This is a genomic window from Caulobacter sp., from assembly GCF_017744445.1.
GTDB lineage: Bacteria > Pseudomonadota > Alphaproteobacteria > Caulobacterales > Caulobacteraceae > Caulobacter.
Genome location: NZ_JAGIBH010000009.1, coordinates 20,542 through 34,108, shown reverse-complemented (window position 1 = coordinate 34,108; position 13,567 = coordinate 20,542). Strand labels below are relative to the sequence as shown.

At 67.7% G+C, this 13,567-nt stretch carries 10 protein-coding genes and 1 pseudogene; 6 read left to right on the top strand and 5 right to left on the bottom strand.

Features of this window, described 5'->3' with window-relative positions; all coding sequences use genetic code 11:
* Positions 1–56 precede the first annotated feature (56 nt).
* Positions 57–671 carry a TetR/AcrR family transcriptional regulator gene (locus J7528_RS14105; RefSeq protein ID WP_291875427.1) on the top strand — a complete coding sequence of 205 codons (615 nt, stop codon included), beginning with the start codon at positions 57–59 and terminating at the stop codon, positions 669–671.
* An 8-nt stretch (positions 672–679) separates the two neighbouring features.
* Complete coding sequence (locus tag J7528_RS14100) at positions 680–1,369, top strand: GNAT family N-acetyltransferase (protein WP_291875425.1); 690 nt, start codon at positions 680–682, stop codon at positions 1,367–1,369.
* A gap of 331 nt (positions 1,370–1,700) precedes the next feature.
* Here the strand turns inward: J7528_RS14100 and J7528_RS14095 are convergent, their stop codons facing one another.
* The 3 genes and pseudogenes from J7528_RS14095 to J7528_RS14085 all read right to left on the bottom strand — a co-directional run bounded on the left by J7528_RS14095 (position 1,701) and on the right by J7528_RS14085 (position 4,731).
* The gene (locus J7528_RS14095) at positions 1,701–3,689 is read right to left on the bottom strand and encodes an oligopeptide transporter, OPT family (RefSeq protein ID WP_291875423.1); all 1,989 of its coding nucleotides are present in this window, start codon (positions 3,687–3,689) and stop codon (positions 1,701–1,703) included.
* A 90-nt stretch (positions 3,690–3,779) separates the two neighbouring features.
* On the bottom strand, positions 3,780–4,583 hold the full coding sequence (locus J7528_RS14090; RefSeq protein ID WP_291875420.1) for a PhoH family protein: 804 nt from the start codon (positions 4,581–4,583) through the stop codon (positions 3,780–3,782).
* Positions 4,571–4,731 (bottom strand): annotated as a pseudogene (locus J7528_RS14085) (hypothetical protein). The gene J7528_RS14090 and the pseudogene J7528_RS14085 overlap by 13 nt, the downstream one beginning before the upstream one ends.
* Positions 4,732–4,909: 178 nt before the next feature.
* Here J7528_RS14085 and J7528_RS14080 point away from each other — a divergent pair.
* The 3 genes from J7528_RS14080 to J7528_RS14070 all read left to right on the top strand — a co-directional run bounded on the left by J7528_RS14080 (position 4,910) and on the right by J7528_RS14070 (position 8,526).
* On the top strand, positions 4,910–5,449 hold the full coding sequence (locus J7528_RS14080) for a gamma carbonic anhydrase family protein (protein ID WP_291875418.1): 540 nt from the start codon (positions 4,910–4,912) through the stop codon (positions 5,447–5,449).
* A 455-nt stretch (positions 5,450–5,904) separates the two neighbouring features.
* Positions 5,905–7,572 carry a choline dehydrogenase gene (locus J7528_RS14075; RefSeq protein ID WP_291875416.1) on the top strand — a complete coding sequence of 556 codons (1,668 nt, stop codon included), beginning with the start codon at positions 5,905–5,907 and terminating at the stop codon, positions 7,570–7,572.
* A 9-nt stretch (positions 7,573–7,581) separates the two neighbouring features.
* A complete protein-coding gene (locus J7528_RS14070; protein WP_291875414.1) occupies positions 7,582–8,526 on the top strand; it encodes an aldo/keto reductase in 945 nt (314 codons plus the stop codon).
* A gap of 145 nt (positions 8,527–8,671) precedes the next feature.
* Here the strand turns inward: J7528_RS14070 and J7528_RS14065 are convergent, their stop codons facing one another.
* Entirely contained in the window at positions 8,672–9,217 is a 546-nt protein-coding gene (locus tag J7528_RS14065; RefSeq protein WP_291875413.1) for a PAS domain-containing protein, read from the bottom strand.
* Between the two features lie 173 nt (positions 9,218–9,390).
* On the opposite strand from J7528_RS14065, the gene J7528_RS14060 reads away from it, so the two are divergent.
* Positions 9,391–10,320, top strand: coding sequence for a hypothetical protein (locus J7528_RS14060; protein WP_291875409.1), 930 nt, complete (start codon positions 9,391–9,393; stop codon positions 10,318–10,320).
* A gap of 190 nt (positions 10,321–10,510) precedes the next feature.
* Here the strand turns inward: J7528_RS14060 and J7528_RS14055 are convergent, their stop codons facing one another.
* Positions 10,511–13,432: an insulinase family protein gene (locus tag J7528_RS14055; RefSeq protein WP_291875406.1), complete on the bottom strand. Its 2,922-nt coding sequence runs from the start codon at positions 13,430–13,432 to the stop codon at positions 10,511–10,513.
* Between the last annotated feature and the right edge of the window lie 135 nt (positions 13,433–13,567).

Here is a 13,567-nt window from a genome sequence, read left to right as displayed (position 1 = left end):
ATCGGTACGGGCTTGAGTCAATGCATACGTACCGGTAAGTAACATCGTCAAGCGCTATGTCAGATCGAACGCCAGAAGAAATCCTGAAAGGGCCCTACGGTCCCGCCCCGCGCGCCGCCGAACGCATCTTCGACACGGCGCGGGAGCTGTTCTATCGCGAGGGAATCCGCGCGGTCGGGGTCGACGAGATCGTCACCAAGGCGGGCGTGACCAAGCCCAGCCTGTACCGCAGCTACAAGTCCAAGGACGAGCTGGTCGCCGCCGTGCTGCGCGAGGTCGAGGCCGGCTTCTGGGACCGCTTCGAGGCGGCCGAAGCCCTGTACCCCAACGACGCCAAGGCCCAGATGATCGCCTATTTCCAGGTGTTGGCCGACCGCTCGGGCGGCGACGACTATCGCGGCTGCAACCTCTCCAACGCCGTGGTCGAGTACCCCGACCGCCAGCATGCCGGCCGCCAGGTCTCCCAGGTCCACAAGCAGGAACTGCGCGAGCGCCTGCACGCCAAGGCCGCGCAGATGGGCGCGTCGGACCCCAAGGCCATGGGCGACGCCTTGATGTTGCTGATCGAGGGTGTCTTCACCTCCAGCCAGATGTTCGACGGCGACGACAAGCCCGCCAAGGCGGTGGTCGGCGCCGTGAAGGCGTTGATCGCGGCGTACTGTCCCGCTTGAATGGAGCTATGACCGCTCACATCCTCGATCGTCCCGTCTTCGCCACCCTGAACGGCCGCCAGGGCCATCTGGCCGTGCGCCGGGAGGGCGCGGTGCGGATGCATCCGGACTACGGTCTGTTCGCCGCCACCGAAGACCGCAGCCCCGGAAGCCTGGCCGCCCTGGGCGAGTTGGTGCGCGAGATGGGCACGGTGGGCCTGGTCGAGCTCGATACGCCGCCGGCTCCGCCTGGGACTCAGATCGTTTCCAACGCCCTGTGCCTGCAGATGGTGGCCGAGACGGTCGCGCCGGCCTGGGACGTGGCCTTCGACATGCTGCCATTGAACGACGCCGATGCGGCCGAGATGCTGGCCCTGGCGACCCTGACCAAGCCGGGGCCGTTCTTCACCCGCACCCACCAGCTGGGCGACTTCATCGGCGTGCGGGTCGACGGCCACCTGGTCGCCATGGCGGGCCAGCGGATGCGCCCCGACGGCTTCACCGAGGCCAGCGGCGTCTGCGTCCACCCCGACCATCGCGGCAAGGGCTACGCCGCCCGCCTGCTGCGCGAGGTGACGGGCACGATCCTGGCGACGGGCGAGAAAGCCTTCCTGCACAGCTACGCCGACAACGCCACGGCGATCGGGCTGTACGAGTCGCTGGGCTATCGCGGGCGGGCGGAGGTGCGGTTCACGATCCTGAAGGCAGCGGATCAGTAGGTCAGCCGGCTCACCAAAGCCCTCTCTCATAGAGAGAGGGAGGGACCCAGCGCCGCAGGCGATGGGAGGGTGAGAGGTTTCACCCTTGGCGGGCAAGTCTCGGGTCTTTCCATGGACCTTTTGCAGTCCGCGCTGCGGATACCGCCACCCGCCCGGTCAGAGTTTCATTCGAAAAGAATGTAACCTCTCACCCTCCCGCCGCTTCGCGGCGGGCCCCTCCCTCTCTCTATGAGAGAGGGTTTCGGGAGCGACCTCTTCCCACGCACAACCCAAAAGAAAAACCCCGGAAGGCGGACCTTCCGGGGCTCTCGTTTCCAAGCCGTAGGAACCCCTACGCCTCCAGCGCCTTCGCGCCGGCCTTGCGGGCCCAGCGGTAGAGGCCGATGACCACGATCGCCGCGGCGATCAGCGACAGGATCATGCCGACGTGCTCGGGCGGGGCGAAGGGCAGGGCCAGGGGCTCGCCCTTCTTGGTGGTGACGATCAGCAGGGCCAGGGCCACGTTGAACAGGCTCTCGCCGACGATGAAGCCCGAGGCGATCAGGACGCCGATGCGCTTGGCTGGTTCGGCGGCGCGGTCCTTGGCGACGATCTTCTCGAACAGCCAGCCGGCCAGGGCGCCGACCACGACCGGCGCGGTGACGCCGCTGGGCAGGTAGATGGCCAGGCCCACGCCCAGGGGCGGCAGGCTATAGCGGTCCTTGCTGGTCTTGCGCAGCACGGTGTCGACCACGACCAGGGCCAGGCCGATCAGGGCCCCGACGCCCAGCAGGGTCCAGTTCAGGTCGCCGCCCAGCACGCCCTTCGCCAGGGTCGAGATCAGGGTGGCCTGCGGCGCGGCCAGGGGCTGGTCCGAGATGGCCTCGAGGTTGGGCGCGCCGGCAAAGCCGTTCGAACGGTTCAGCAGTTCCAGCACGAACGGGATCACGACGGCGCCCGAGATGACGCCGATGATCAGGCCGACCTGCTGCTTCCACGGGGTGGCGTCGACCAGCTGACCGGTTTTGAGGTCCTGCAGGTTGTCGTTGGCGACGACGGCCACGGCCAGTACGCAGGTGGTGGCGTAGAGCGCGAAGGCGACCAGGGCCTTGGTCACGTCCGGACCGACCACGCCGCGGCCGACCATGCCGACCATCAGCGAGGCGCCCAGCACGGTCAGGATAGCGATGCCCGAGACCGGGCTGTTGGACGAGCCGATCAGGCCGGCCATGTAGCCGCAGACGGCGGCGGCCAGCAGGCCGGCGACGATCAGGTAGCCGATGCCGATGGCGACCAGCGGGGCGGTCAGGCTGACGATCGGGCCGCCGGCCAGGAAGTGCGCCAGGAACCAGCCGGCGGGCGCCATCAGGATCAGCGAGACGATGCCGACGATGCCGATCGGGATGTCCTGCTCGACGCGGGGCAGGTTACCGCCGCCGCTCTTGCGGGCCTTGGCGGCGTCCAGGGCCGACTTCAGGCCGGCGGTGATCGGGCCGACCAGCTTGGCCAGGGTCCAGATGGCGGCGGCGCCGATGACGCCCGCGCCCAGGAAGCGCACCTGGGTCTTCCAGACGGTCAGGGCGTGGGTGGCGGCGTCCGCGCCCGGCATCGGGGTGGCGACGGTCAGGATCGGCACCAGGATCGCCCAGGCGATGAACAGGCCGGCGAACATGGCGATGCCGACGGTGATGCCCATCAGGTGGCCCGCGCCCATCAGGGCCAGCGAGCTGGAGGCGCCCAGGCCCGACGCGCCCGCGCCGGCCTTGAACTTGAAGTAGCCCGCGACCTCGGCGGCGAACAGCTTGGCGGCGGCCAGGGCGCCGAACAGGGCCGAGGCGATCGCGCCCATGCTGACGGCGGCCAGGCCAGCCTTACCCTCGGCGGCGCCTTCGCGCGAGCCGGTGCCGACCTTCAGCACCTCGGCGGCGGCGACGCCTTCGGGGTAGGGGAGGTTGGAGTTGGTCACCAGGGCCCGGCGCAGGGGGATGGTGTACATGACGCCCAGGATGCCGCCGACGGCGCAGGCGCCGAAGGTGGGCAGGAACGGCACGTTCGACCACCAGCCGATCATCAGCAGGCCCGGCAGGACGAAGATCACCGACGACAGCGTGCCGGCGGCCGATGCGATCGTCTGGACGATGTTGTTTTCCTGGATGGTCGAGGTCTTGAACGCCCGCAGCAGGGCCATCGAGATGACGGCGGCGGGGATCGAGGTGGCGAAGGTCAGGCCGACCTTGAGGCCCAGATAGACCTGGGCTGCCGTGAAGACGAGGGTGATGGCGACGCCGAGGAGGACCCCTCTGAGGGTCAATTCCGTGCGCGGCGCGGTTTGGTCGGCCATGAACGTGTCCAAAAAAGTATTAAGGCGGCCGGACCTTGCACGTCCGACCGCCCCAAACTCAAGTGCTCAGTTCAAACCGCTGTTACTAAATTACAGAACGCCGAGCATCTCGGCGACCAGTGGGTGCCGGACGATGTCGCGGTCGGCCAGGCGGACCACGGCGATGTTGGAGACCTCGTCGAACCGCGCGGCGACGTCGGCCAGGCCCGAAATGCCCGGCAGCAGGTCGGACTGGTTCGGGTCGCCGGTGACGACCATGGTCGAGTGCCAGCCCAGGCGGGTCAGCAGCATCTTCAGCTGCATGTAGGTGCAGTTCTGGGCCTCGTCGATCACCACGAAGGCGTTGTTGAGGGTGCGGCCGCGCATGAAGCCGACGGGAGCGATCTCGATCGCGCCCTCGGCCATCAGGGCCCGCATGCGCTTGACCGACAGGCGATCGGTCAGGGCGTCGTAGAGCGGGCGCAGATACGGCGCCAGCTTGTCCTCCATGTCGCCCGGCAGGTAGCCGATCGACTCGCCGGCCTCGACGGCGGGGCGGGAGAGGACGATGCGGCTGACGCGGCCGGCCTCAAGCGCTTCCACGGCCTTGGAGATGGCGATGTAGGTCTTGCCGGTGCCGGCCGGACCCAGGGCCATGATCAGGTTCTTCTCGTCGATGGCTTCCATCAACTGGGCCTGGCCCGGCGATTTCGGTTTTATCGTTTTGAGGTAGCTCTGATCGCGCTCGGGATTATTGGGCGCGCCGTCATGACCAAGGGGATTCCAGCTGTTGCCACGGTCGCGAACATCGATCGGCAGGCGACGCACCTTGGCGTCATCACCATAGTGGCCGGTCTCATACGCGCCTTCGCGCGCCATCCGCTTCAGGGCTCGCTTGGTCATCAAAGCCTCCATTCGGGCATGAAAAAGGACGAGGCCAAAAGGCGTCGTCCTTGTCGGTGAGCTGGATAGAAACAACGAAGTCGCGTGCGCGTCGCGGCGGCTCGGGAGAGCTTCCGCGAGGGGAAGTCCCAGGAGACGGTGCTGTACGCCGAAACGCCAAGAGCCACACCTCGTCTTCGTAGCGGGCAGGCCGATGGCGGCAGTCGCCCCCGACCCGTACGAGAGAAGAATCATCCCGCTGGAGGAATGTTCCCTCTCGAATCGCACGACTACAATGGGGCATCATGGTTTCCGGGTGGTTAACCGAGAAATCGCGCCCAAGAAAACGAGGCATACGGATGACTGTCTATTCGCTGGGCGCCCTTGTGCCCACGCTTCCGGCACAGGATGAATACTGGATCGCGCCGACCGCCAGCGTGATGGGCAATGTGATCCTCAAGAAGAATGCCAGTATTTGGTGGGGCAGCGTCGTGCGCGGGGACAACGATCCGATCACCATCGGCGAGAACAGCAACGTCCAGGACGGATCTGTTCTTCACACGGATGCTGGCGTACCTCTGACCATCGGCGCCAACGTGACCATCGGTCACATGGTGATGCTTCACGGCTGCACGATCGGCGACGGCTCGCTGATCGGCATCGGGGCGGTGGTGCTGAACGGGGCCAGGATCGGGAAGAACTGCCTGATCGGCGCGGGCGCCCTGATCACCGAGGGCAAGGAGATCCCGGACAACGCGATGGTCATGGGCGCGCCGGGCAAGGTGGTGCGCGAGGTCAGCGAGCACCACACCATGATCCTGCAGGGCTCGGCCCTGCACTATGTCGAGAACTGGAAGCGGTATGTGCGCGATCTGAGGGTGGTGGCGGAAGGAAAGTAGGTCCGTTCTTCCCAAGCACCGCTCATCCCCGCGAAAGCGGGGATCCAAGCCGGGTCAGCGGGTATGGCTCGGCCTCACCCAATTCATGAACGCCGTTTGGGTCCCCGCTTTCGCGGGGATGAGCGGATTGAGTGTAGGGAAACCAGGGAGCGCCACCCGCTGCTTGGGGGGATGCGAGGCGGCGCTCCCACTTCCCGCGCGGGCAACAGCGCGAGAAGGGCCCGCCGCGAGGAGGCGTCCAGACGCGGCGAGACGGTGCGGCCTTTGCCGCGTTCCGTACGTCTATAGGTAGTATTAGCGCTTTTCGGGTTGAGTGAAAACGTAGAACTATCGTTTTCCGACATTCAAACTTTACTGGCGATCTCTGCTGTCCGCTGGGGAACCTTGCGCGTCGCCGAAAGCCGGATCACTGTCTGCCTTAACAATGATAACCTTCGAGGGAGGGCGTCGGGGCCATGGCCAGCGAACGCTATGATTACGTCGTCATCGGCGCGGGTTCGGCCGGCTGCGTGCTCGCCGCCCGATTGACCGAGGATCCCAACATCAAGGTCCTGCTGCTGGAGGCCGGTGGCAAGAACAGCTCGATCCTTGTCAAGATGCCGGCGGGCGTGGGCCAGCTGATCAAGGACAAGGGCGAGCAGAACTGGGGCTTCTGGACCGAGGCCGAGCCGCACCTCGACAATCGCAAGCTCTGGTGGCCGCGCGGCAAGGGCCTGGGCGGCAGCTCAGCCATCAACGGCATGATCTATATCCGCGGCCACGCGCGCGACTATGACCAGTGGCGGCAGATGGGCCTGGCCGGCTGGTCGTATTCGGAGGTGCTGCCGTACTTCAAGCGGTCGGAGCATCACCACGCCGGTGGCGATGCCTATCACGGCGGGGCTGGTCCGCTGCGGGTGTCCAAGGGCGAGAGCGACAGCCCGTTCTACGGCGCCCTGGTCGAGGCCGGCCGGCAGGCGGGCTACAAGACCACCAAGGACTTCAACGGTTTCCAGCAGGAGGGCTTCGGACCCTACGACCTGACCATCCACGACGGCAAGCGCTGGAGCGCGGCCATGGCCTATCTGACCCAGGCCCTGGCGCGTCCGAACCTGACCGTCGCGACCGAGGCTCGCACGACCCGGATCATCGTCGAGAAGGGCCGCGCGGTCGGAGTCGACTACGTGGTCGGCAAGGGCGCCGAGAAGGTCACGGCCTATGCCGACGCCGAGGTGCTGCTGAGCGCTGGCGCGGTGCAGTCGCCGCACATCCTGCAACTGTCGGGTATCGGCGCGCCCGAGGACCTGAAGGCCCATGGCATCGCCGTGGTCCATGAGTCCAAGGGTGTCGGCGCGAATCTGCAGGACCACCTGGACGTCTGTGTCTCGTGGACCAGCAAGAACCTCAAGACCGCCTTCTCGGCCAATAAGGGCCTGAACAAGCTGGGCGTCGGCCTGAACTACATGTTCTTTGGCAAGGGGCTGGGCCGGCAGCAGTTCCTGGAGAGCGGGGCGTTCCTGAAGTCGCGGCCCGACCTGGACCGCCCTGACCTGCAGATCCACGGCGTGCTGGCCATCATGCAGGACCACGGCAAGGTCGTGGTCGAGAAGGACGGCTTCACCCTGCACGTCTGCCAGCTGCGGCCCGAGAGCCGGGGCAAGGTTGGCCTGCGCTCGGCCGATCCGTTCGCGGATCCGACCATCCTGGCCAACTACCTGGCCACGGACGAGGACCGCCGCGCCATTCGCGAAGGCGTGCGCATCGCCCGCGAGACGGTGGCCCAGGCCGCTTTCGATCCCTATCGCGACGCCGAATACGCGCCGGGCGCGGATGTCCGCACTGATGCCGACCTGGACGCCTGGATCCGCGCCAAGGCCGAGACGATCTATCACCCGGTCGGCACCTGCCGCATGGGCGTGGCCGGCGATCCGCTGGCGGTGGTCGACGACCAGCTGCGGGTGCAAGGGCTCTCGGGCCTGCGGGTCATCGACGCCTCGGTCATGCCGACGCTGGTGGGCGGTAACACCAACGCGCCCACGCTGATGATCGCCGAGAAGGCCGCGGACCTCATCCTTGGTAAGGCTGCGCTGGGCGCGCTAGACGTTCCGGTGTTCGAGGACGGCCGCGCCGTGGCGGCCGAGTAGGGAGTTCGCATGCGCCACCGTCCCCTCGGCCGTTCCGGCCTTTCGACCGCGCCGCTGGTGTTCGGCGGCAACGTGTTCGGCTGGACGGCGGACGAGGCGACCTCGCACCGCCTGCTGGATGCTTTCGTCGATGGCGGCTTCAACGCCGTCGATACCGCCGACGTCTATTCGGCCTGGGTCCCGGGCCATGAGGGCGGTGAGTCCGAAGGCGTGATCGGCCGCTGGCTGAAAGCGTCGGGAAAGCGCGACAAGGTGCTGATCCTGACCAAGGTCGCCATGTGGCCCAAGCAGCTGGGCCTGTCGGCCGCCAATATCGAGGCGGCGGTCGAGGGTTCGCTGAAGCGGCTGCAGACCGACTACATCGACCTCTACCAGTCGCACCAGGACGATGCCGACACGCCCATCGACGAGACGCTGGAGGCCTTCGACCGCCTGGTGAAAGCGGGCAAGGTGCGGGCGATCGGGGCCTCGAACTTCTCGCCCGAGCGGCTGAAGGCCAATCTCGACACGTCCAGGGCCAAGGGCCTGGCGCGCTACGAGACCATCCAGCCCAAGTTCAACCTGTTCGATCGCGACCAGGTCGAGGGCGCGCTGGCGGACCTGACCAAGGCCGAGGAGCTGGGGATCATCCCGTTCTACGGCCTGGCCGCCGGCTTCCTGACGGGCAAGTACCGGACCGAGGCCGACTTCGAGGGCAAGGCGCGGGCTTCGACGATCCGGCGCGAATATTGGAATGACAAGGGCCGGGCGGTGCTGGCGGCCCTGGACGAAGCCGCCGCGACGGTCGGCGCGTCCCAGGCCCAGGTCGCTCTGGCCTGGATCATGGCCCATCCGGCGATCACCGCGCCCTTGGCCAGCGCGACCTCGGTCGCGCAGCTGGAAGACTTGATGGGCGCGGCCCGGCTGGAATTGCCGGGTGACGTTTGGAAACGGCTGGACGAGGCGGGGCGCTAACCCCTTATCCGATCTTCCCGGCGAAAGCCGGGACCCAGATCGAACCCACTAGCGCTTGTCGAGCTGCTAGACCGTATCTCGGATCAGGCCAAACCGTTCCGGATGGATCTGGGCCCCGGCTTTCGCCGGGGAAACGGTGGGTGTTCTAAGCGATCGCCCGCCCGTCCAAGGTCGCCAGGCGCAGGCGCGGCATGTCCGTATTGCCTTCGCCCAGCGGCTTGATTTCGCGCAGGCCCAGCTCGTAGGCGGGGCGACCCATCAGGCGGGCCATCATGGCCTTGGGCTGGTAGAGGCCGAGGAAACGGTCGGTCTCGCCCGAGGCGCCTTGCAGCGGGGCGAACAGCACTTCCATGCCCACCGACGGTACGCCATGGGCGCGGATATCGGCCGTGACCACCACCGGCGTGCGGCGTTTGCGCGCGACGTCCAGGGCGCTCTTCAGCTCCAGCCGGTGCGCCAAGGCCCACAAGGACAGGGCGTCCTGGCCGCGCAGGTCGCGGGCGTGCAGGTCGGAGACAAAGCCGCCGGCCAGGCGGAACGGCAGTTTGCCGCCGTCGCGGCCCAGGATGAACACCTGCGGCAGCAGCTCCAGGAAGTCCCCCGGATTGACGTCCGTGCGGCGGGGCAGGGCGGCGTCGCCCTTTTTGTCTCGCCAATAGTCTATCAACCGTTCCGTGCTTGGATGGAACATCGTCGTCCCCTGGCGGGTCACTCGCGGCTGGTTTTCGACCGCACGAGCCTTGCTAGGAGAACCGGGCCAAGCCCCTGACCGTCCCATTCTGGCGCAATCCAGCGGGGCGGCGGGTCTCGGCCCGTTTCTTGCTTAACCATAAGCGGACCGACCCGATGCGAAGGGAACCGCCGATGAAGGCGCCGAAACTGAACACGCGAAGCTGGGTGATCGCCCTGGGCGCGCTCCTGGGCGGGCTGCTGATCGGCGGCGCGGCTTGGGCGCAGTGCAACAGCGGCTGCCCGCCGACGCCGCCTTCGTGCTGCAAGCCGCCTCCCGCGCCGCCGAAACCGCCCGCGCCGCCGACCGGCTGCTGCGGCGGCGGTCACAACGTCAACATTCCCGGCGTGAACGTGAACATCGGCGCGACCGTGATCGTGAACGCCAATGCGTCGGCGACCGCCAATGCGGGCTCGAGCGCGGGGTCGAGCGCCGGCGCCGGTTCGCTGGCCGGCTCGGCCGCGGGCACCGTCAACTATTACGGCGGCGGCGGTCACGGCGGCTACTATTCCGGCCCGATGGCCAGCGGCTACATCCAGGGCCTGAACGTCGAGGGCGGCGAGGCCCGCCGTCGCCAGGCCTATGAAGCCACCCGCACCCGCACGCGCCGCGTGATCATCCGCGCCGTCTGCCTGGACGACCGCGACGTGCCGCACCCGGCCTCGCAGGTCACCCCCGACCGCGACATCGACGACCTGTACGACGGCGAACTCTATCGCTGCATCGCCGGCTCGCGCATGCAGTACGTGATCGCCGACTATTCGGGCCAGATCGACATCTCGACGGGTGGCGGCGGCCAGACCTACATCTGTCAGAAGAACGAGGCGCTTTATCACGTGCCCGGCGCTGGCCAGGGCCAAGGCACGCTGACCTGCCGCCCGCAACGTCCGGCCCGCGACTGCAACGAGCGCTCGCTGCTGCGCCGCTTCGGCGCGGGCGTGAAGATCCTGACGATCATCACCACCGAGAAGTACACCGCCTACCGTGAGGAGACGGTGCAGGAACGCCAGAGCCTGACCACCAGCTTCAGCCTGGACGGTGGCGTGGGCGGGGTCGTTTATTGATCTAGACCACTCCCAACTCCGATCTTCCCGGCGAAAGCCGGGATCCAGATCTCGGAGCGCTGGGATGATGGGAAGGGCGCGGCGCTCTTAGAGCCCACTCCAGCGCTCTTCCATCTGGGCCCCGGCTTTCGCCGGGGAGACGGATAGAAAGAAAGGCCCCGGTTTCCGCCGGGGCCTTTCTCTTTTTGCCTTACTTCGCCGCTTCCGGCTTCACCAGCAACAGCCACGACTTGTCGTCGCCGAGGTAGGTCCTGGCGGCCTTCTGCACGTCGGCCGGGGTGACGCGGGTTAGGCCGGCGATCACCGAGCGAGTGGCGTCCAGCAGGCGCGGGTCGTCCTGGGCGCCCGACAGGGTTCCCAGCCAGTACTCGTTGGTCACGCGGGCCTTCTCGATCGAGTCGATGCGCGGCTTCTTGGCCCGCTCCAGCTCGTCCTCGGTGATCGGCTTGTCGCGCAGGTCGGCGGCGATCTTGCGGATCGAGGCCACCACGCCGTCCAGCTTTTCGGGCGGCACCTCCATGCTGACGCCGAGATAGCCCCAATTCTTGAAGGTGACGCTGGCCGTCGACGAGGCGTTCGGCGAATAGGTCGCGCCCTGCTTCTCGCGCAGTTCGTCGATCAGGCGCAGCTGCACCACCTGGCCCAGGATCGAGACGTCGCGCGAGCGCTGCAGGTTCGAGAACAGGTCGTCCGTGCGCCAGGCCATGAACAGCGCCGCCTGGTCGGGCCGGCCCTTGTGCGTGCGCAGCACCGGCTCGGCGGCCGGCGCGGGGAACGGCGCCTTCTCGGCCCCGGCCAGGGCCGGATCGCCCGGACGCTTGGGCAGGGCGCCGAAGGTGTCGGCCACGGCGGTGATGGCCTTGTCGACCGTGGTGTCGCCCACCACGATGATCTCCAGGTCGCCCTTGGTCAGCGGGTTGTCGACCACTGTGCGCAGCTCGCCCAGCGAGGCGCCGGCGATCTGTTCGCGCGAGGGGAAGGTCCAGCGCTGGTCGCCATTGTGCATCAGCCCGCCCAGGTCGCGGCTGATGACGCCGCCGGTCGTGCTCTGCAGCTGATCGTGGGCCGTGCCGTAGGCGGTCTTGACGCGGCTGAAGGCTTCCGGACGCCAGCCGGGCTCGGTGGCGAAGGCGGCCAGGACCTGCAGCTCGGTCGACAGGTCTTCCGGACGCGTGCGGCCGCTCAGCACGAAGGCGTCGTCCTCGACGCCGAGGTTGGCGTTCCAGATCTTGCCGGTCAGCACGCGTTCCATGTCCTGGGACGAGATCTGCTTGAGGCCGCCTTCGATGAAGGCGCTGGCCGACCATAGCGAGCTTTGCTTGTCGGAGGGCATGTCCAGCAGGCCGTGGCCGGCGCGGACCTTCACCAGCACCTGGTCGTCGCGGAACTTGGTCGGCTTGACCGTCAGCTTCACGCCGTTCTCGAAACGGACGAAGACCGTATCCAGGTCGGTGACGTCCTTCTGCTCGGCGACCTTGCCGGTCGGTCCGAAGGTCGAATACGGCCACACGGTCACGCCCGGCGCGGCCGGCGGGGTCACCGGCTGGCTCTTCAGCTCGTCATAGGCCTTGAGCACGGCCTGATCGCCGCCCTCGATGGCGGTGGGCGAGGCGATGGTGATCAGCGGGCCCGAGCCGGCGAAGGACGACTTCAGCACGGCCGAGACGCGCTCGGCGGTCAGGCCCTTCACCAGCTGGTCGAAGAAGGCCAGGTTCTGGCTGGGCGAGGTGATCACCTCGCCGTCGCCCAGGGTGCCGACCAGCTGGTTGGCCAGGGCCGGGGTGCGCTGAGTGGCCTCGCCGGCGACGGCGGCGACCAGGGCCGCGCGCAGGGAGGCGATCTCGCGGTCCAGCTCATCCTGGCGCACGCCGTACTGCACGGCCCGGCGCTGTTCGGCGTCGAGCGAGGTCATGGCCTCGCGCCAGTTGCTCGGCTGGGCCGTGGCGCCGAAGGTCGTCACCCGCACCGCGCCGTACTGGTCGCCCTTGAAGGCGCCGCCGGCGATGAAGGGAGGCTCGGCCGAGCGGCCGATGGCCTGCAGGCGGCGGTTCAACACCGCGAAGGCCAGGTTCTCCAGCATGTCGCGCTCGTCGACGGCCTTGGTCTCCAAGAGGCCGTCGGGCTTGCGCATCCAGGTCATCTGCACCGACCACGGCGCGCCGGCCTCGACCAGCAGCTTGGCGGTCGGGCCGCGCTTGGCCACCGGGCCGACGTCGGGGTTCTTGCCGTTGGCGCCCTTGCCGGCCCAGTCGCCGAACTTGGTCTTGATCTTAGCTTCCATGGCGTCGACGTCGAAGTCGCCGACGGCCACCAGCACCGCCCGTTCGGGACGGTAATAGGCTTCGTAGAAGTCGCGGATGCGCTGGGCGGGGGCGGTCTTGAGGATCTCGGTCTTGCCGATCGGGATGCGCTTGGGCGGCAGCTGGCCTTCCATCTGGGCCGACAGGGTGCCGATGGCGACGCGGTAGCCGGGGGTGTCGCGGGTGCGCTGCTCGGACATCACCACGCCGCGCTCGCGATCCACCGCGTCCGGGGCGATGGTCAGCTCGCCGGCCGCTTCACGCAGCAGCATCAGCGAGGTGTCGACCGTGGCGTCGTCCGACTTCGGCAGGTCCAGCTGGTAGGTGGTCTCGTCGAAGCTGGTCGAGGCGTTGGTGTCGGCCCCGAACGCCAGGCCGTGGCGCTCCAGGATCTTGATCATCTCGCCTTCGGGCACGTTCTTGGAGCCGTTGAAGGCCATGTGCTCGAGGAAGTGGGCCAGGCCCTGCTGGTCGTCGGCCTCCATCAGCGAGCCGGCGTCGAACCACATGCGCAAGGACGCTTGGCCCGGCGGGGTGGCGTTCTTGCGGATCGCGTAGCGCATGCCGTTGGACAGGGTCCCGAAGCGCCAGGACGGATCCACCGCGACGTCCGACAGCTCCTGCGCCCACTGGCCGGTCTTCAGGTCCGTGATCTTCGGGCCCGACAGGGGCGGGGCTTCCGGGATCTTGGGCGCCGGCGCGGAGGCCTCGCCCTTCTTGACGAACGGCAGCGAGGGTTTGGGAACATGCGAGCAGGCGGCGACGGAAAGACCGGCGGCGGCGACGAGCGCCAAGCGCGAAGCGCTGATCATCGAGAATCCAGGGTGGCTAGAAGCGAAGGCGGCACCTTGGCTGTCCGGCATGGCGCAAGCAAGGCGCGAGAAGGGCTGAAATTCACCAGACCCTACCAACACCCGACCTTCCCGGCGAAAGCCGGGACCCAGATC